General features: G+C 40.5%; 15 protein-coding genes. 5 read left to right on the forward strand and 10 right to left on the reverse strand.

Going from position 1 to position 19,098, the window contains the following annotated elements; translation table 11 throughout:
• Position 1 precedes the first annotated feature (1 nt).
• The 3 genes from AUF14_RS11985 to rnc are packed head-to-tail and all read right to left on the reverse strand — an operon-like array spanning position 2 to position 5,138.
• A complete protein-coding gene (locus AUF14_RS11985; protein ID WP_048720269.1) occupies positions 2–817 on the reverse strand; it encodes a Cof-type HAD-IIB family hydrolase in 816 nt (271 codons plus the stop codon).
• Entirely contained in the window at positions 814–4,407 is a 3,594-nt protein-coding gene (gene smc / locus AUF14_RS11990) for a chromosome segregation protein SMC (RefSeq protein ID WP_102866066.1), read from the reverse strand. Before smc ends, AUF14_RS11985 begins: the two co-directional genes overlap by 4 nt.
• 35 nt (positions 4,408–4,442) lie before the next feature.
• The gene (rnc, locus tag AUF14_RS11995) at positions 4,443–5,138 is read right to left on the reverse strand and encodes a ribonuclease III (protein WP_016179504.1); all 696 of its coding nucleotides are present in this window, start codon (positions 5,136–5,138) and stop codon (positions 4,443–4,445) included.
• 167 nt (positions 5,139–5,305) lie between these two features.
• Between rnc and AUF14_RS12000 the strand changes: the two genes are divergently transcribed.
• The 3 genes from AUF14_RS12000 (at position 5,306) to AUF14_RS12010 (ending at position 7,978) form a co-directional block, all read left to right on the forward strand.
• Positions 5,306–5,809, forward strand: coding sequence for a cysteine hydrolase family protein (locus AUF14_RS12000; protein WP_049218169.1), 504 nt, complete (start codon positions 5,306–5,308; stop codon positions 5,807–5,809).
• 43 nt (positions 5,810–5,852) lie between these two features.
• Entirely contained in the window at positions 5,853–6,458 is a 606-nt protein-coding gene (locus AUF14_RS12005) for an HAD family hydrolase (RefSeq protein WP_049218168.1), read from the forward strand.
• A gap of 179 nt (positions 6,459–6,637) precedes the next feature.
• Positions 6,638–7,978, forward strand: a complete 1,341-nt coding sequence (locus AUF14_RS12010) for an ISL3 family transposase (RefSeq protein ID WP_102866054.1) — start codon at positions 6,638–6,640, stop codon at positions 7,976–7,978.
• A gap of 69 nt (positions 7,979–8,047) precedes the next feature.
• Here AUF14_RS12010 and acpP read toward each other — a convergent pair whose 3' ends face one another.
• From acpP to AUF14_RS12035, 5 genes are all read right to left on the reverse strand, one after another.
• Positions 8,048–8,293: an acyl carrier protein gene (gene acpP / locus AUF14_RS12015; protein WP_034875629.1), complete on the reverse strand. Its 246-nt coding sequence runs from the start codon at positions 8,291–8,293 to the stop codon at positions 8,048–8,050.
• Between the two features lie 117 nt (positions 8,294–8,410).
• The gene (gene plsX / locus AUF14_RS12020; RefSeq protein WP_048720261.1) at positions 8,411–9,412 is read right to left on the reverse strand and encodes a phosphate acyltransferase PlsX; all 1,002 of its coding nucleotides are present in this window, start codon (positions 9,410–9,412) and stop codon (positions 8,411–8,413) included.
• A gap of 358 nt (positions 9,413–9,770) precedes the next feature.
• Positions 9,771–11,804, reverse strand: a complete 2,034-nt coding sequence (gene recG / locus AUF14_RS12025; protein ID WP_049220119.1) for an ATP-dependent DNA helicase RecG — start codon at positions 11,802–11,804, stop codon at positions 9,771–9,773.
• 145 nt (positions 11,805–11,949) lie between these two features.
• Positions 11,950–13,632, reverse strand: a complete 1,683-nt coding sequence (locus tag AUF14_RS12030; RefSeq protein WP_049220116.1) for a DAK2 domain-containing protein — start codon at positions 13,630–13,632, stop codon at positions 11,950–11,952.
• A gap of 29 nt (positions 13,633–13,661) precedes the next feature.
• The gene (locus AUF14_RS12035) at positions 13,662–14,024 is read right to left on the reverse strand and encodes an Asp23/Gls24 family envelope stress response protein (RefSeq protein ID WP_010742791.1); all 363 of its coding nucleotides are present in this window, start codon (positions 14,022–14,024) and stop codon (positions 13,662–13,664) included.
• Between the two features lie 323 nt (positions 14,025–14,347).
• Between AUF14_RS12035 and rpmB the strand changes: the two genes are divergently transcribed.
• Together rpmB and AUF14_RS12045 are read left to right on the forward strand one after the other, a co-directional pair.
• On the forward strand, positions 14,348–14,536 hold the full coding sequence (gene rpmB, locus AUF14_RS12040) for a 50S ribosomal protein L28 (protein ID WP_010747188.1): 189 nt from the start codon (positions 14,348–14,350) through the stop codon (positions 14,534–14,536).
• 385 nt (positions 14,537–14,921) lie between these two features.
• Positions 14,922–17,516 (forward strand): YfhO family protein, encoded by a 2,595-nt coding sequence (locus AUF14_RS12045; RefSeq protein ID WP_049220114.1) that lies wholly within the window; start codon positions 14,922–14,924, stop codon positions 17,514–17,516.
• A gap of 53 nt (positions 17,517–17,569) precedes the next feature.
• On the opposite strand, the gene truA is transcribed toward AUF14_RS12045, so the two are convergent.
• Complete coding sequence (truA, locus tag AUF14_RS12050) at positions 17,570–18,316, reverse strand: tRNA pseudouridine(38-40) synthase TruA (protein WP_049220112.1); 747 nt, start codon at positions 18,314–18,316, stop codon at positions 17,570–17,572.
• A 98-nt stretch (positions 18,317–18,414) separates the two neighbouring features.
• Positions 18,415–18,987, reverse strand: a complete 573-nt coding sequence (locus AUF14_RS12055) for a DUF6434 domain-containing protein (protein ID WP_102866067.1) — start codon at positions 18,985–18,987, stop codon at positions 18,415–18,417.
• Between the last annotated feature and the right edge of the window lie 111 nt (positions 18,988–19,098).

Raw genomic sequence — 19,098 nt, forward strand, 5'->3', positions numbered from 1 at the left:
CTTATTTCCATTCATCGAATACGAATTTTTGAATGGCATGTGCCACCCCATCCGCTTGATTCGTTCTAGTGACAAAATTGGCCGCCGTCTTAACGCCGTCAGTAGCATTTTCCATCGCTACACCCATACCAGCATAATTAATCATGGATAAGTCATTGGCTTCATCACCTAAGGCCATCATTTCATTCGCTGCAATCCCGAGATGTTCTCCTAAAACAGAGAGACCAAAGGCTTTAGTCACGCCCTTTGGCATAAACTCTAGTAAGTTTGGCCGTGTTTTAAATATCTCAAAGCGCTCATATTCTTCTGCTGGGATCAACGCCATCTGCTGATCTAAATAATCCACATCCACAGCTGAGACAACTTTATTGTATAGCGCATCCTCTTTTAATGCTTCTATCGTTTTCGAAACGTAAGTTAAAGCCTTGTTCATCGTTGGATAGGTTGAAGGATGAGCCGCTGATGTCTCAAGCTGAAAACATAAAGCGTCTGATAAAACATCCATCGGTAAATCAATTTTTTCTAACAGCTGATGGATATGTTTTACATCTGCCAAATCCATCGCTGTCTTGCCTAAAATCTCACCGGTATTGGTCTGGATTAACCCGCCGTTGAAAGTGATCGAATAATCATCTGCATCAAGCAAATTTAGCTCTGCTAAGTAATCCTTGATAGCGATTAAAGGACGGCCTGTACAGATCACAATCTTCACACCCCGTGCTTTCGCTTTTGCCAATATTTTTTTATTTGTATCAGAGATTGTTTTAGCATCCGTCAATAGCGTACCATCTAAGTCAATCGCGATTAATTTTATCATTTCCGAAGTTCCCCTTCCTTCACTTGAAATTTCCCATCTTCCTTCACTTCTTCAAGGCGCACTGAAATAATTTTCGAGACGCCGGATTCTTGCATTGTGACACCATAGAGCACATCTGCTGCTTCCATCGTTCCTTTACGATGAGTAACCACGATAAATTGTGTATCGTTTTGAAAGGCACTCAGATAGCGACCAAAACGGGCAACATTTGCTTCATCCAACGCCGCTTCGACTTCGTCTAACACACAGAACGGTACGGGACGGACTTGGATGATCGAGAATAGTAACGCAATCGCCGTCAGGGCCCGTTCACCACCAGAAAGCAGGGATAAACTTTGCAGTTTTTTACCTGGAGGTTGAGCTTCGATTTCGATCCCGGTATTCAATAAATCATCAGGATCTGTCAATACTAATTCCGCTCGACCGCCGCCAAACATATTTGGAAAAACCACATTGAATTTTTCACGAATCGCTTGGAAGGTCGTGAAGAAACGCGTTTTAACTTCATCATCCATTTCATCCATCGTTTCGAACAGCTGCTCCTTCGCCGATAATAAGTCATCTCGCTGCGTCGTTAGGAAATCATAGCGTTCTTCCACTTGCTGGTATTGTTCGATGGCGTTTAGGTTGACTGGTCCAAGCTTTTCAATGGCTTGCTTTAAGTGACTAACTTCCGTTTGCGCAACCTGCTGATCAATTTCAGGGTCCGCTTGTGCTTCCGCACCTTCAAAAGTCAAACTATATTCTTCTTGCAAATACGCCAAAGCATTGTCCAATTTCAACTCGTAACGGTTTTTTTGGACATCGGCTTGTGATTGACGTGCTAATAATTGTTTCTGCTCGCGATTGGCTTCAGTCAACTCACTATCTGCTTGATCCACTTGCTGCTGCAGACTTTGCCGCATTTCTTTCCAAACAGCCAGCTGCTCCTGCAAATGTTCGCGTGCTGTAGCTAATTCTGTCAAACGCTGGGTTAGACTTTCTTCTGATTCTTCATGATCCGATGAATCACTTGAAAGTGCTAGTAATTGATTTTCTAAGTTTACAATCTGATTGGTCAACTCGTTAATCTGTTCTTCAAAACCTAGTGCTTGCCGCTCCAAATACAACAGCCGTTCATCTAATACTGCATAGTCCGCCTGTAAGCGACTCAATTCTGCATTAATACCGGCACGCTTTTCTTCTAGCTGGTCGCTCTCTTCATTAAGCTGTTGGATCTCTTGATTGATCTTATCTTGCTGGGTTTTCAACTCGACTTGCTTAAATTCCAACGTTTCTTTTTGTACTTGATAATCATTCAAGAAGCTTTCCAGCTCTTTCGCTTCATAAGAAAACAAGCTCTGTTCCTTTTGCAAACGTGTTAATTCCGTTGCAACACGTTCTTCACTACTTTGCGCTTCTTGATATGCCAACCGCGTTTGTTCACCTTGTGTCCGTAATGTTTCTAGACTTTCCGTCTGATCCGCAATCTTTGCTTGCAAATCACGGACAAATGCTTCTTTTGCCTGTAACGCCTGATTGATTTCTTCATAACGTTTGGTCCATTCAGCTAATTCGTGTCCTTGATTAAACAAATTCCCACGATTTCCTTGCTTCGTAGCGCCACCGGTCATTGATCCGCCAGCATTCATCACATCTCCATCTAAGGAAACTATACGAACCTGATATCGCAGTTGACGAGCAAGCAGATTAGCACTATCAAGATCTCGAGCAATAACGATCGCTCCTAATAAATTTTGCATGACTGGAGCAACATTTTCTGAAAAAGAAACTAGTTCACTGGCAATACCTAAAAAGCCGTCTACGTCTTTAATTGCTTGATAGTGATGAGCCCCTAAACTACGTGGCTTAATCGTTGTTAACGGTAGAAAGGTGCCACGACCGCTACGTTGTTTTTTCAAAAATGTGATCCCTTGCCGTGCATCCTTCTCATTTTCTACGATAATGTGCTGTGCCGAGGCTCCTAAGGCCGTTTCGATCGCCAAGGTATACTTTTCTGGAACCTCGATCAGCTCTGCTACTGCACCGACAATCCCACTTAATTGTTCTTTGTGCTGTAAAACACTGCGGACACCTTGATAAAAGCCGCTATAATTTTCCTGAATCTCTTGCAGACTTTTTTGTCGCGCACGCGCTTGTTGAACCTGACTCATCATGTCATACATTAACTGCTGTTCTTTTTGCAATTGCTGCTGTGACACGTTTTTCTCTTCCGCTAAGCGTCGGTAGTTTTCTTGTTCTTCCGTCAACTGAGCTTCAAGCGTTTTAGTTTTCGTCTGCGCCGCGCTCTGCTGCTCCGTCAATTCTTCTAGTTGATCTCGCAACGCTTCAAAGCGTGTCACATTCTGTTGGTTCTTAGCAGTCTCTTGTGTGTATTGTCGTTCTAAATACTTTAATTCATTGCTGACATTTGCAGACTCTTGCATCAATTCAACATAAGTACCACGCAAATCCTCCAAGAGTTCCTTCGGCGATTTCTTGTATTTTTCCGCTTCATTTGTCAGCTGCTGGATTTTTTCTTCTAAGGCGACCTTTTCGGTTTGCTTATCCGCCTGTTGCGTTTGAACTTCCTGTAAATTCGCTTGTGCATCGTCTTTTTTCTTACGTTGCTCATTCAAAGTTTCACGATATTCAGCGCTGGTCTTTTGCGTATTCTTTGAGCGTTCGCTTAATAATGCTTTTTGCCCTTCAGCCTGCTTCAACGCCTCGGATAAATGCAGCAATTGCTGCTGACCAGTTTCCAGCTGCTCATCCAATGAACCGCGTTTTTCTCTCAACGTGCCTAACTGCTGTTCAGTTTGCTGGATAAAACGGCTTTTTTCTTCAACTGTTTTGGAGAGTTCTTCAAAATCTGCCTTCGCTGACTCCCAAGAATCACGTGTTTGTTTAATCTTCGCAACTGTTAAACTGACATCCGTCGCAGTTAATTCTTTTTTGAGCGCCAAAAACTCCTTGGCTGCTTCGCTTTGAGCAGCTAAAGGAGTCAGCTGATCTTCTAATTCATAAATGATATCCTGAACCCGGCTCAAATTATCTTCCGTTTCAAAAAGCTTCTGCTCCGCTTTGCGTTTTCGCTGCTTGTATTTCAAGACGCCAGCCGCTTCTTCAAAGATTCCTCGGCGATCTTCCGGCTTGCTGGCAAATATCGCCTCGACTTTTCCCTGCGAAATAATCGAGAAGGATTCTTTCCCTAAACCAGAATCCATGAATAAATCTTGAATATCTTTCAAACGACAGGCTTTTTTATTTATGAAAAAATCACTTTCACCTGTTCGGCGATAACGTCTTGTCACACTAACTTCACTAAAGCCTAGCGGTAAATAATTATCGGTATTATCCAATACTACCGTTACTTCGGCAATATTCAACTGCTTTCGTGATTCTGAACCAGCGAAAATAATATCCGGCATCTTGCCGCCACGTAGACTTTTTGCCGATTGTTCTCCGAGTACCCAGCGAATTGCTTCAGTGATATTACTTTTTCCGCTGCCGTTTGGCCCAATGACCGCTGTCACGCCTTCTTCAAATTCGATCTTGGTACGATCAGCAAAAGACTTGAAGCCAGCGATCTCAATTCGTTTTAAATACAAAATGTTCCTCCTAAAATTTTCCCAGGAAATATAAACTAATTTGCAGCGATCTTAATCAATGCTTTTTCCGCTGCATCTTGCTCTGCTAGTTTTTTCGATTTACCTTGTCCTGAACCGATCAAACGATCATCCGCATATACATCAATTGTAAAAATCCGTTCGTGAGCCGGACCTTCTTCATTGACTAAACGATAATCAATCGTCACATCTCCGCTTTTTTGCAACACTTCCTGCAGGCGCGTCTTGTGATCCATTTCCCGCGTGAAAACACCTGCTTCGATTTTTGGAAAAACGACCGTTTGAATAAAACGTAGCGCCACATCGTAGCCTTGATCCAAATACAAGGCCCCTAAGAAAGCCTCGAATAGATCACACAATAACGCTGCACGATCACGCCCGCCAGAATTTTCTTCGCCCTTACCTAACATAATATAGTGATCAAAATGACATTCTTTTGCAAATTTTGATAAGCTTTCTTCTCGCACAATCGCCGAACGCAAACGCGTCAAACGTCCTTCCGGCAAGTTTGGATAATGGTGATACAAATAGTCCGATACTTGAATTTCTAAGACAGCGTCCCCTAAAAATTCTAACCGTTCATTATCTGAAATATTCATATTACGGTGTTCATTCACATATGATGAGTGGGTAAACGCCTGTTCCAATAAGTTCACATCGTGAAAGACGATGTCGTAGTTTTCTTTCAATTCATTGATCAACTGTGTATCCATGGGCTCATTCCTTTTTTTGAGATTTCCATCACGCTCTATTATACTGTTTTTTCTGTGAATTTTAAATCAGAAGTCGTTATAGTAAGAAATTTTCAAAGATTCAACGAACTTTTCTCTTCTTACATCTAAAAAATGCTAAAGTAAAGAAAACGACCGGAGGAATTTCGATGGAAAATCTTTCTGATGCATTATTGATTATTGATTTACAAAAGGGCGTTTGCTTTGCCGGAGAAACGATCAACCATTTTTCTGAGTTAATTACTACTGTCAATCTGCGTATCCAGCGCTACCGAGAACAAAATAAATTGATTCTCTTTGTTCAGCATTGTGACGAAATTTTGGTTCCACATTCAGAAACCTGGGAAATCGTAGAGGAACTTGATCGTAAACCGAACGATATTACTCTTCAGAAGTCTCACACAAATTCCTTTTATCATACTGATTTACAAAAAAATTTACAGCAGAAAAACATTACCAGCTTGGAAATCTGCGGCGCTCAAACCCAGTACTGCATTGACGCTACTGTAAAATTTGCCCATGGCTTAGGCTATCAATTAACCATGCTGAAAAATGGGTCAACCACCTATGACAATGATTTTCTCTCTGCTGAAGAGACCATCGCTTTTTACGAAAATATTTGGAATAAACGTTTTTTGCAGCTTATTCAATAAAAGGATTTTAATAGACGTTATCTACTTGTTAGGAGGGCTTTGAATGATAAAAAATATTGTGTTTGATTTAGGAAATGTTTTAGTTGATTTTGATCCACCACGTTTTGTCATGGAAAAAACTGCCAATAAGGATCAACAAAAGATGCTTATGTCCGAAATTTTTGGTTCCGTGGACTGGCTGCGTTTCGATAAGGGAACGATGAATCGGGAGGAGCTTTTAACCTCCGCAAAATCACGGCTTCCAAAAGAATTGCATGCTATCGCCGAAGACTTGCTGGACACTTGGTATATCGGGCTGAATGCTATACCACAAATGGAGGAACTTCCTAAACGGTTGAAAGAAAAAGGGTTGTCTCTCTATATCCTTTCAAATGCCCCGCAGGACTATTATCTTTATGAAGATAAAGTCCCTAGTCACAGTATTTTTGATGGTATCTTTATTTCCTCAGATTGGAAATTATCTAAGCCTGAGCATGAAATCTTCCGGACCTTTTACAGCCATTTCCGCTTAAATCCTGCCGAGTGCTATTTCATCGATGATTCAGCAGCGAATATCTTAGCCGCTGAAGAAACCGGGATGGACGGTTTTCACTTTAAAAGAAATTTTTCAGCACTAGAAAAAGCTTTGACTGCCCTTGGGGTTTTATAACTGTAAAAAAAGGTGCACCAGCAAATTGCTGGTGCACCTTTTTTTTGGGCTCTATAATATCTAGTGTTGGTGACGCCTTCTGTTGCCAATACTTTTTCTTTTTTCTAATAAACGCAAACAGACACCTTGAAATCCTTTAGAATAAAGTCGACGAAAACCATTCAAAGGAGTGTTTCAAGATGTCCTATTCAGAGTTTACCAAAGAGTTACTAGATATTCTAGACCTAAATCTTACCTTTCATGAAGATGCCTTTCGCAAAGAGCGCATTAATGACGAAACATGTTTTGTTTTTGATGGCACATTGACCTATCAACCAGAGGAATGCTTCCATTGCCACTATCAAAATAAGCAAACGATCATTAAATGGGGCTGGAAAAAAGTATCCATCTTATTGAATGATGTCAGTAACTACAAGACCATTGTGCGGATTAACAAACAGCGCTTCAAATGTAAACACTGTGGAAAGACTTTTTTAGCAGAAGATTCAGTTAGTGATCGTCGCTGCTCCATTGCCCGCAGAGTCAAACAAGCCATTCTTGAGCTATTAAGTGAGCCTATTTCTATGTCTTTGATTGCACGTATGAAGCACATTTCTCCGACCACTGTCATTCGAATACTTCGCAGCCTTCGGCCTAAAACCGTTTCTTTGAACCAGCCGTTACCAGAAGTGGTGTGTTTCGATGAATTCAAATCGGTGAAAAACGTCTCGGGAGCCATGAGCTTTGTCATGATGGACGGCAAAACCCATCAACTGATTGATATTGTGGAAAATCGGCAACTTGATCCTTTACGCGACTATTTCTTGCGCTACCCTATAAAAGTCCGTGAACAAGTGCGTCTAGTGGTTTCAGATTTCTATACACCCTATCGCACATTGGTGAAAGAGTGTTTTCCGAATGCCCGAATCGTCGCCGATCGCTTTCATATTAGCCAACACATTGGTCGGGCTTTTACCAACCACCGAATTCAAGTAATGAAGACCTTTAAAAAAGGGGATCGTCGGTCGAAGCACTTAAAGAAATACTGGAGACTACTTCAAAAGAATGCGTGGGAATTGAAAGGTCAGCATCGCTACTGGCGTCCGTCATTTCGAGATCATCTGACAGAAGCAGAGATAGTCGATCGGCTATTATCTTATGATGATTCCTTAAAGCGAGGCTATGAAGTCTACCAGGATTTTCTTTCCGTTATCAGAAGACAAGATGTTCCTGAATTCGTCGCGCTCCTAAAAGAAGACTACAAGGAGTTGCCAGAGCACTACCAACCAGTGTTCACGACCTTCAAGAAATACCAAACAGAAATCAAACGAGCGTTGCGCGTTCCCTATTCCAACGGCCCTATAGAATGTTTGAATAACCATATCAAAGTACTAAAACGAATTGCCTATGGCTTTAGAAACTTTCAAAACTACCGAGAACGAATCTTTTTATATCGAGGAAAATATTTTAAGAAAACTAAGAATACTACCCAACTGACTAAAGCCAGAACAACAACACGGCTAGACAAGATAGCTGTCTAGCCGTGTGAGTATCTCGATTATTCTATTGAATTTCTTCACCAACACTCATTGACGAAGAGCCTTTTTTTGTTAAGCTTGGTTGTTTTCCATAATGTAATCAACTGCAGCTCCAACTGTTTCAATTTTTTCAGCGTCTTCGTCAGAAATTTCTGTTCCGAATTCATCTTCTAATTCCAAAACAAATTCCATGATACTGATTGAGTCTGCATTTAAATCGTCTTTGATACTCAATTCAACCGTCACTTTATCTTTATCGATTTCAAAGTGATTTGAAATTATTTCAGCAACTTTGCTAAATACTTCTTCACGAGTCAACAACATTCACCTCCGCCTGATCAACTATTATTCGTCTATGTTTTACCAGAAGGTCACAGTTCATTTTACTGATGTTTGATTGCTTTGTCTACCTTTTTCACGAAATTGGCGTGGTTCTTATTCACCCTTAGGTGCTTCAAAAAACTGGACCAATTGCCCAACAACATTCGTGTCTAGCATCGTGTAAATTTGATCGATGGTATTTGCCACTGCTTCAGGTCCGGTAGATCCATGGGTTTTAATCACAGGAGCCTTCAGTCCAAATAAAACGGCACCTCCATGAGAGGAATAGTCCAATTTGTCTTTTAGACCGTATAATGTATCCTTCAGCATAAGAGCACCCATTTTCCCTTTAACCCCAGCATCACTGATACTGCCTTTAATCAAGCTCATCAAGCCCATAGCTGTTCCTTCAATCGTTTTTAAAACAGCATTTCCAGTAAATCCGTCTGTTACAACGACATCGGCAGCACCGTTTAACAGTTCACGTGCTTCTACATTTCCAATAAAGTTGATACTCTCTTCTGCTTGTAAAAGTTTGTAGGCTTCTTTCGTTAACTCGCTGCCCTTGGTTTCTTCTGTACCATTGTTCAATAAGCCCACACGAGGATTTTCAATTCCACGAACGTGCTTCGCATAAAATGATCCTAAAATTGCATATTGATGGATATGCTCTGCTTTATTTTCTGCGTTCGCGCCTAAATCAAGCATATCAAACCCGCTATCTCCATTTAAAACCGGCAATGTGGACATCAGGCCTGGACGCTCGATTCCTTTGATTCGTCCCACTACAAACAAACCAGCAGCTAATAGCGCCCCCGTATTTCCTGCTGAAAAGATCGCATCCGCTTTGCCCTCTTTGACTGCTTGAGCTGCTAAAACCATTGAGGCATTTTTCTTACGACGGATCGCCTTCACTGGTTCGTCATCGCTATTGATCTTTTCATCCGTATGAATGATCGTAATATTCTTTTCATTTGTTATATATTGACGAATCGCGTCTTCTTTTCCATATAATTGAAATTCAATTTCCGGATGATTCTTTTGCGCTAACATTACACCTTCCACGATCGCTTTTGGTGCGAAATCGCCACCCATTGCGTCTACAGCAATTTTCATGAGAAAAATCTCTCCTTTTTCGTTTTAATGTATTTATTTTTCTTTTTGAAAAATAAGTCTGATTCTCAAGCCGTATACTATTCCTCTATTGTGCTAAAGCACCAAGGGGAACTAGCATCCTTTTTTCGTTTTAATGTATTTATTTTTCTTTTTGAAAAATAAGTCTGATTCTCAAGCCGCATACTATTCCTCTAATATGCTACAGCATCAAGAGGAACTAGCATCCTTTTTTGTTTTAATGTATTTATTTACTTTCTAGAACATAAGTCTGAGTATTAAGTCGTATATCCGCCAGCATCTCTGATAGAAACAGGGCATAAGACTGACTGCTTTTTAATTTTTCTACAGTATAGCACACTCAATCGAAATATGTTTCTCCAGTTTCAGTAGGCTTCAACGCTCCTGCTAATGGTGCGAAAGCTGGCTGCTGACGCCAATTTTCTACCTGCCAAATTTGATTGGCTTCATCTCGTGCCACTTCTAAAACATTTGCATCATTTACCAGATCAGCGATCAAGAATTGCGGCAATCCAGATTGACGGAAGCCAAAGACTTCACCAGGTCCGCGTAATTCTAGATCTTTTTCACTCAATACAAACCCATTGTTAGTCTCAGTCATGATTTTCATGCGCTCTTTCCCCATGTCATTTTTGGGGCTTGCTACCAATATACAATAAGACGCATCCGAACCACGTCCGACCCGTCCCCGCAATTGATGCAGCTGGGCCAAGCCAAAACGATCCGCATCCATAATAAACATCACCGTTGCGTTTGGTACGTTGACTCCGACCTCAATAACAGTCGTTGAAACTAAAATCTGACTTTGATTCTCTTTGAATTCTTCCATGATTGTTTCTTTTTCTGCATTCTTCATTTTCCCATGTAGCAAACTGACCTGATAAGTAGGTGCATAGTATTCCTTTAAATGCTCATAAATCTCCGTCGCATTTTTCACATCCAACGCTTCTGATTCTTCAATCAAAGGACAGATTACATACAGCTGATGCCCCGCCTGTAACTCCTGCTTCGCCCAATCCAAGGTATGCTCCAGTTGTTTAGGTTTGATCCAGCTAGTTTTAACAGGGATTCGGCCTGCCGGCATTTGATCGATGATTGATACGTCCATTTCACCATAAGCAGTAATTGCCAAAGTTCGCGGAATCGGTGTTGCTGTCATGAATAGAACATCTGGATGCAGTCCTTTTTCTCGCAAAACTCTTCGTTGATTCACTCCAAATCGATGCTGTTCATCAGTAATGACCAATCCGAGACTAGCAAACTGTACATCATCTTGGATCAGCGCATGAGTCCCGATCACCACATCAATTTCCCCATTTTCTAAACCAGCTAAAATCGCGCGTCGTTCTTTGGTTTTGGTAGAACCAGTTAGTAATGCAGTTGTTAATTCGAATGGATCAAATAGTTGATTCAAACTTTCTAAATGCTGCTGAGCCAAAATTTCTGTTGGCACCATCAAGGCACCTTGAAAACCAGCCGTCATGGTAGCATATAAGGCGATTGCCGCCACAACTGTCTTCCCACTCCCCACATCTCCTTGCAATAAACGCTGCATGTGCTTCTTGCTGCGTAAGTCGTAGCAAATCTCATTGGTCACACGTTTTTGGGCGTCAGTCAATTCGAAAGGCAGCTTTTGCGTAAACTGCTTCAAGCGTTCGACATTATAACGGATCGCGATTCCATTCTTCTCGCTACGTTCACTTTTCTTCAACCCTTGCATCCGCATTTGAAAGAGGAAAAACTCTTCAAAAACCACTCGTCGTTTTGCTTGCTGATTTTCCTTTGGATCTTTAGGAAAATGCATTGCCCGCATCGCTTGCTTTCGTGGCATCAAGCGATACTTTTCCAATAAATAATCTGGCAAGTTTTCTGTTACCTGATCACCAAATTTTTCAAATCCTACTTTGATTAAATCAACTAAGGTACTTTGACGGATAGCCTTAGTCACGTGATAGATTGGCGCGTATTCTTCCGTCTGCTTACCACCTAAAATCTTCATTCCAGTCAGCGATTTTCGCTTAGCATCCCATTTTCCATAAACCGCCAGCTCTTCACCAACTTCGACTTTGTCTTTCAAATAGGGTTGATTGAAAAAGGAGACCATAAAGACCGCGTGATCTTGCATCATTCGAAACTGCAACCGGCTTTTTTTGTAGCCAAAACGACTAACCACTGGCGCCGAGACGATTACACCTTTTAATGTAACCTTTTCCTGGTCATTGATTTCTAATAAATTTTTTTCCTGAATATCTTCATAACGAAAAGGATAGTAACTCAATAAGTCCTCGATCGTTACGATTCCTAAATCAGCTAACGTTTGTGCACGCTTCGGCCCTACACCAGGCAGCACCGATACAGATTTTTGAATCGGCATAAACAGCCTCCTTTCAATTAAAATACGTTTTTCAAATGCTAAGTTCTATCTATCGGCAATTATTTCGGAGATAAGGGTGTCATTTTCCTAAAAAAACAGGAGCGAGCCAGATATTCTTGGCCCACTCCTTCCGACTTTTTTCATATTATTCTGCTGAAAGCAAGTATGGATAGACCGGTTGTTTTCCTTCGTGGATCTCAACTTCTAGGTCTGGGTAGCTTGCTTCGATCGCTTCGCTTAATTTTTCAGCCTCAGCCTGTGTTCCTTCTTCACCAACAATGATCGTAATGATTTCGATATCTTCACTAATCATTTTGTTTAAAGTATCTAACGTCGCTTGGTATTTATCCGCTTCAGAAAGAATGATTTTACCATCGACCATACCTAAATAGTCGCCTTCGTGGATTTCTACACCATCAATCGCTGTATCGCGAATCGCATTCGTGATTTGACCACTAACTACAGAGTCAAGCATTTCAGTCATTGCTGTTTTGTTTTCTTCTAGGCTTTGTTCTCCATTGAAGGCCAACATCGCAGTCATCCCTTGAGAGACTGTTTTACTTGGAACAACTGCCACAGGAACGTCAGCAACTTCTGCTGCTTGATCAGCTGCCATAAAGATATTTTTATTATTCGGCAAAATGATTACTTGATCAGCGTTAACCTCTTTGATCGCCTTTAAGATATCTTCGGTACTTGGGTTCATCGTTTGACCGCCGCTGATTACGTAGGCTGCTCCTAGGCTCTTGAATAACTCTTGAACACCTTCACCAGCAGCAATAGCGATCACTGCATAGGGTTTACGTTCTGTTGGAGCGGCTTCGAATTCAGCTACTTCTTCGTCATGTTCCAAAATTATTTCATGCTGTAAGCGCATATTATCGACTTTGACCTTAATCAAAGCGCCAAATTTTTGGCCATAATTCATGACTTCCCCTGGATGTTCTGTATGCACATGCACTTTGACAATCTCATCATCATTAACAACTAACAGCGAATCACCAATTCCATCCAAATAGTTGCGGAAAGTATCGTAATCAAAATTGCTATCAACAGTTGGACCTTCACCTAAACGCACCATAATTTCAGTACAATAACCAAACTTGATATCTTCTGTTGCTAATTGACCTTGCACACTGCGATGATGTTCGGCATTGACCATTTCGTCCATTTCAGCCGGACTTGGTTCATACGTATCATCTGCTTGGAACTCACCATTCAGGGCGTTCAAAAAGCCTTCATAAATAAACAATAAGCCTTGACCACCACTATCGACTACGCCAACTTCTTTCAAAACTGGCAACATGTCCGGTGTTTTATCTAATGCTTTCTTCCCATATTTGACAACAGCTGACATCACTTCGACCACGTCATCTGTTTGTCTAGCTTTGCGTTCCCCAGCCTTCGCTGATTCACGTGCGACAGTCAAAATTGTTCCCTCTACAGGTTTCATGACTGCTTTATAAGCTGTTTCTACCCCATGAACTAAGGCTTTCGCCAAATCCTCTGCATTTAATGTATCCACATCTAAAATTGCTTTAGAAAAACCGCGGAATAATTGTGACAAGATAACGCCTGAGTTCCCCCGGGCACCCATCAACAAACCTTTCGCCAAAACGTTGGCTAATTCACCAACTTTATCTGAAGCAGAGTTGACTACAGCAGTCGCACCGCTGGTCATCGATAGATTCATATTCGTCCCAGTATCGCCATCGGGAACGGGAAAAACGTTTAACGAATTGACATATTCTGCATTAACTTGCAGACGTTTAGCGCCAGCCTCAACCATTTCTTGGAATTGACTCGCGCTGATTTCTGTTACCTTCACTTACTTAGTCCTCCTTAAGAACGCTGCCTTTAGTCTGGCAGAACACGTACACCTTGAACATAGACATTCACTGAGTTAGCTGTTACCCCAAGCATCGTTTCCAAATTGTATTTCACTTTTTCTTGGACATTGCGCGATACTTCTGAGATCTTCGTGCCGTAGCTGACAATCGTGTAGACGTCGACTGCGATACCATTCTCTTCTTGACGTACAACGACGCCGCGTGAATAATTTTCTTTTCTTAAAATTTCTGTGATATTGTCTTTGATTTGATTTTTGCTAGCCATACCGACGATACCAAACACGTCAGTAACTGCACCGCCGACAACCGTCGCGATGACGTCGTTTGAAATTTCGATCATACCAGTCTGTGTATTAATTTTCACAGCCATAGTTGTTAGCCTCCTTAAATAGGCCTAATTGCCCATTTTTTCTACTATAATAGTTTATCATAGCCCTATGACAAATAAAAGAAAGTTCCATTGTGATTTGCTGATAGGGCGCTCCCTGCGTTGACGCAGATTTCTGCTAACTTTCTTGCATCAAAACTTTTGTTAAAAATTTTTACGCTAACAGAGTATAATTTACCTGCAAATCCTTAGAATGTCAATCTTTCTAAAAAAATTCACTTGCCAATCTTGTCAATTTGTGCTATTTTATTTTAGTATGAGCCAAAGAAGCGCTCCAATATCAAGGCTAAAGGAGGAAACTACACATGGCAAAAGTTTGCTATTTTACTGGTCGTAAAACAAGAAGTGCAAATAACCGTTCTCACGCTATGAACGCTACGAAACGTACTGTAAAACCTAATTTACAAAAAGTTCGCGTTTTAGTGGACGGAAAACCTAAAAAAGTTTGGGTCTCAACTCGTGCTTTGAAATCTGGAAAAGTTGAGCGCGTTTAATATTATCCAATCAAACAATATCAAACCGTTCAGTTACGAACGGTTTTTTTGTTTCTTCTATTTTTCACAGAAAGCAAAGTTCTGTCTTCGCTTACTTTATAGTTTCAGACTGTTTTTTAGATCATCAGAAAGATGTGAACTAGCTTTCAATTTCAGCATGGTTTTAAGTATTCGTAGAACCCTAAGTGTTTTAACATTACTATTTTGTAGATAATTTATTAATTCAAAGAGCCGATCGATTCGGCTCTTTTTTGCTTGCTTATTTATAATAGAGCAAGCTCATTTTTAAATTCTTAGCTTTGGCTTCACACCTCTTTCACATTATTTTCGGCACTTATATGGTAAAATTTGAATAGTCTGTTGAAAGAAGTTTGGTGATTTTTATATGAAGAACTACCTTAAAGAAAACCGTTGGTATTTACTGGCCAGTTTTTTCCTGCCATTTTTAATTATGGTGATTGTTTACTTGACGATCGGTATTTATCCCGGATCAAGTCGTAGTATTTTAGCCAGTGATGCCTTTTCACAGTTTTCGAATTTCCACGCAAGTTTTCGCAATATGCTTTTAGGTAAGCAAGGCTTTTTATATACCTGGAATGCTTCTATGGGGTTAAATTATTTATCACTGGTTTCCTATTATCTCGGTGGTTTTTTTACTCCGTTAGTAATTTTCTTTCCTAATCAGCTGATGCCCGATGCGTTGTATTTTCTTACGCTGTTAAAAATCGGGGCAGCAGGATTAGCTTTTTGGTTTTATGCGAAAGATAGCTTCAAGCTGCCTAATTGGTCACGCGTAGCTTTAAGCACTACTTATGCATTGATGTCTTTTACTATTGCCCATTCAGAAATTATTATGTGGCTGGATGCGTTTGTTTATCTGCCTCTGATCATCTTGGGTATCAATCGCGTGATGGATCAGAAAAAACCGATCGTTCTATTTGTTTCCTATTTAATGCTGTTTTTGACTAGTTTTTATATGGGCTTTATGATTGGGGTCTTCTCGGTCCTCTATTTCATCGCCCGTTTGATTACCAATTGGAAAAGCTACAAAAAAAGTATTATTCCCTACGGCTTCACTTCACTATTAGCCGGCTTTGCATCTATGATCATGATTTTACCGTCAATTCTAGACCTTCGTGCTAACGGTGAGGAATTGACACAAATCACGACTTTTAAAACAGAAGCGACAAGCTGGTGGGATTTTATCGCTAAGAACTTGGTTGGTTCGTATGATACGACTAAATATGGCTCGATTCCTTTTATCTATATAGGACTTTTGCCTTTAGCATTCTGTTTATTTTTCTTTATCTGCAAAAAAATACCGTGGAAAAATAAACTTGCTTATGGAGCAGTAGCCGCAATCTTGATCGCAAGCTTTTACATCCAGCCAATGAATTTATTTTGGCATGGGATGCATGCACCAAATATGTTCCTATTCCGTTACGCCTACCTGCTCTCATTTTTAGTGATTACATTAGCTGTATGGGGATGGGAGAAATTAGATCAAGAAAATATTTTGCAATTAGTCGCTGCCTGTCTGATGCTGATCGCTCTCTTTGCGATTTTCTGGGGTATGAAGGGAAAAGACTACGATTATCTCAAAAATAGTTCCTTATATATCACACTTGGTTTCTTGGCTGTCTATGCGCTGATTTTTACCGCACATCATTACAACAAAATTCCATTAAAAGCGCTAAGTATACTATTACTGCTGTTGATGTCTTCAGAGGCATTTATTAATAGTAGCTTTATGACACAAGGCATTTTAAAGGATTGGAATTATGCGTCACGCAGCCTTTATACGGAGCCATATCCATCCATCAAGGCTTTAGTCGACGAAACGAAAAATGACAATGACAGCTTTTATCGGATGGAAAATCTAGATCCTGTTTCTTCTAATGATGCATTTAATTACGGCTACAGCGGTATCAGCATGTTCTCTTCGATCCGTAACCGACATTCTTCTGGTTATATGGATCAGTTGGGCTTCCGCTCGCGAGGAACTAGTCTCAATATTCGTTATCAAAACAATACGTTATTAGCGGATGCCTTTACTGGAATTAAATACAATATTGCCAAAACGAAAAACTTGAATAAATATGGTTTTACTAAGAAAAATAGCGTCGGTGAGTATAATCTTTTCGAGAATAATTATGCCTTGCCATTAGCCTTCACTGCACCGCAGAGCATCGATAAACTACAGGCTTCACCAAATGATAATCTAGGTACGCAAACACAATTATTTAACGCTTTATCGCAAGAACAGTTCCAATACTTCCAGTTTTTACCGATTACGCAAATAGACACAAAAAATGCTAACGTCACTAACGCGGGGAATATTACAACAATTACCGAAAAACAAGGAAACGTGGCAAAAGACGTTACTTGGAAGGTTCAAGTTCCCGCAAATACACAAGCTTATCTGAGTCTCTATCCTTACGATTTCGCTGAATTAGAAAGCTCAACAGCGACCGTCACCGCTAACGGCCAAACGCGGCAAGCGCAAATTGGGATCAGCGGACAATATTATGATCTAGGCTATTACCAACAAGCAACGATGGTTACCTTTACCGCCAGCTTCTATGGAACAAAATCTATTAGCTTCCAGAATCCACAAGTTTTAGCTTTGGATACAGTCGCTTATCGACTAGCAGTAGATAAGATTAAAGATAACAGTGTAGACATGAAGGTTGGAAAACGCAGTGCTGAAGGAACTGTAAACAGCAATAAAGCCCAAACATTGATCACGACCATTCCATATGATGAAGGCTGGTCTGCCAAAATCGATGGTAAAAAAGTCGAGACAAAAGCCTTCCAAAACGCTTTTGTCAGTATCCATGTACCAAAGGGCAAACACAAAGTAACTTTCAGTTATATGCCAAAAGGCTTTATTGCCGGTGCTGTTTCCTTCATAGTAGCGATCGGGATGTTCGTTCTTTATCTGCGAATGTTGAAATCGAAAAAAGATCAACGTCAATAGCTCAAAAAGCATCCAGCAACAATCACTTGTGATTGTTATTGGATGCTTTTTTGCTATTCATATTTTACTTCGGCTAAATACAAGCCTTCTGGATGAGCAGTTGGTCCAGCAGCATTACGATCCTTTGCTTCAATGATCGCTGGAATACTCTCCGCCGGGATACGTCCATTCCCAATTTTTAATAGGGTTCCGACTAATATCCGAATCATCTTATACAGAAAACCATTCCCTCTAAAAATAAAGGTCAATTCCGTCTCATTCTCATTCACAACCAAATCCGCTTGATAAATCGTCCGGACCTTATCCTCGATCGAACCACCTGTCGCACAAAAAGAGGTGAAATCATGCGTACCTAATAAATCTGGCAACGCCCGACGAATCAAATCTAAGTCTAATGGATAAGGGTAATAGGCCGCATAATAACGGCGAAAGGGACTTCGCGGCTTAGCTATTTGAACTTTGAAATGATACGTCTTCTCGACGACATGATACCGCGCATGAAAATCGTCCGCTACAATTTCTACTGAAGAAACCGCGATATCTTCAGGCGTCTGGGTATCTAATGCGAACCGCATCCGCTCCAACGGTCGTTCCTGCGGATAATCAAAATGAATCACTTGTCCGATTGCATGGACTCCAGCATCTGTTCGTCCGGAACCAAAAATTGTCACCGGTTGTCCATTATTCATTTTTTGTAGCGTCTTTTCGACTTCCTCCTGTACCGTTCGCCCATTCGGCTGTCGCTGAAACCCATTAAATTTTGTACCATCATAAGCAATCACTGCTTTATATCTGACCATGCTATTCTCCTATTTCCTATTAATGAACCCGATTGTTAAGGTTAGAACTATGATCCATCTCCTCAACTAATTTCTGCCGAAGTCATTATAGCAGCTTTTTATTCGAAATCCAACGCACTTAAATCCTCTGATTGATAGTTGTTACTACCCGGGAGTGACTTTTTATACTTCCAACAAACAATCGCCTCTTGCAAAGAGCGACCTTGATTGTCAGCAAAAAAATCACGAATATAGGTATTGTATTCAAATTGTGCATCAATTTTTTGTGGTTTTTTCGCTACGATTTCAGGATAGATCGCAATCGCTTCGCGGTATGTTTTTCCAGTATTTGCCTTCAGCCATTTTTGAAAAGCAACTTTAAAAGTAAAAGAATTTCCAAGTTCTCTTTTAAAAAAAGCGCGATGAACTTCTGAAAAAATAATATTTTCTTCAATCAAACTTTCCAGCGTTAATTCCTCTGTACGAACCGACCGTTTTTCCTTCATTGGTCTTGCTAATTGTTCACCCGTTCGTAAAAAATATTCGATCCGTTCATTTAGTTCTGCTTTACTTCCTGATTTAGATAATCCATGTTCCTGACAGAAAGTTTGTAGTTCTGCTTTCAAATAATAATATTCTCGAAATATTTCTGGCTTCAATCCAATTCGCAGTTTTGGACGTTCCTCAGTCATTTTTTCTCCTCCAATTGCTTACTCCTTCATTCATCCTACCATAAAGAAACAACCATCGAACCAACAAGTTAAAATTACCAAAAGCTCAAAAAAAGCCTGGATCACTCCAAG

The sequence above is a fragment of the Enterococcus avium genome (assembly GCF_002891025.1).
Lineage (GTDB): Bacteria > Bacillota > Bacilli > Lactobacillales > Enterococcaceae > Enterococcus_A > Enterococcus_A avium.

Bases quoted from the DNA above. Each gene is read 5' to 3' on its own strand.
- AUF14_RS11985 (WP_048720269.1), bottom strand. From the start codon at position 817: ATGATAAAATTAATCGCGATTGACTTAGATGGTACGCTATTGACGGAT.
- rnc (WP_016179504.1), bottom strand. From the start codon at position 5,138: ATGGATACACAGTTGATCAATGAATTGAAAGAAAACTACGACATCGTC.
- AUF14_RS12000 (WP_049218169.1), top strand. From the start codon at position 5,306: ATGGAAAATCTTTCTGATGCATTATTGATTATTGATTTACAAAAGGGC.
- AUF14_RS12005 (WP_049218168.1), top strand. From the start codon at position 5,853: ATGATAAAAAATATTGTGTTTGATTTAGGAAATGTTTTAGTTGATTTT.
- AUF14_RS12010 (WP_102866054.1), top strand. From the start codon at position 6,638: ATGTCCTATTCAGAGTTTACCAAAGAGTTACTAGATATTCTAGACCTA.
- plsX (WP_048720261.1), bottom strand. From the start codon at position 9,412: ATGAAAATTGCTGTAGACGCAATGGGTGGCGATTTCGCACCAAAAGCG.
- recG (WP_049220119.1), bottom strand. From the start codon at position 11,804: ATGCCGATTCAAAAATCTGTATCGGTGCTGCCTGGTGTAGGGCCGAAG.
- AUF14_RS12035 (WP_010742791.1), bottom strand. From the start codon at position 14,024: ATGGCTGTGAAAATTAATACACAGACTGGTATGATCGAAATTTCAAAC.
- rpmB (WP_010747188.1), top strand. From the start codon at position 14,348: ATGGCAAAAGTTTGCTATTTTACTGGTCGTAAAACAAGAAGTGCAAAT.
- AUF14_RS12045 (WP_049220114.1), top strand. From the start codon at position 14,922: ATGAAGAACTACCTTAAAGAAAACCGTTGGTATTTACTGGCCAGTTTT.
- truA (WP_049220112.1), bottom strand. From the start codon at position 18,316: ATGGTCAGATATAAAGCAGTGATTGCTTATGATGGTACAAAATTTAAT.
- AUF14_RS12055 (WP_102866067.1), bottom strand. From the start codon at position 18,987: ATGACTGAGGAACGTCCAAAACTGCGAATTGGATTGAAGCCAGAAATA.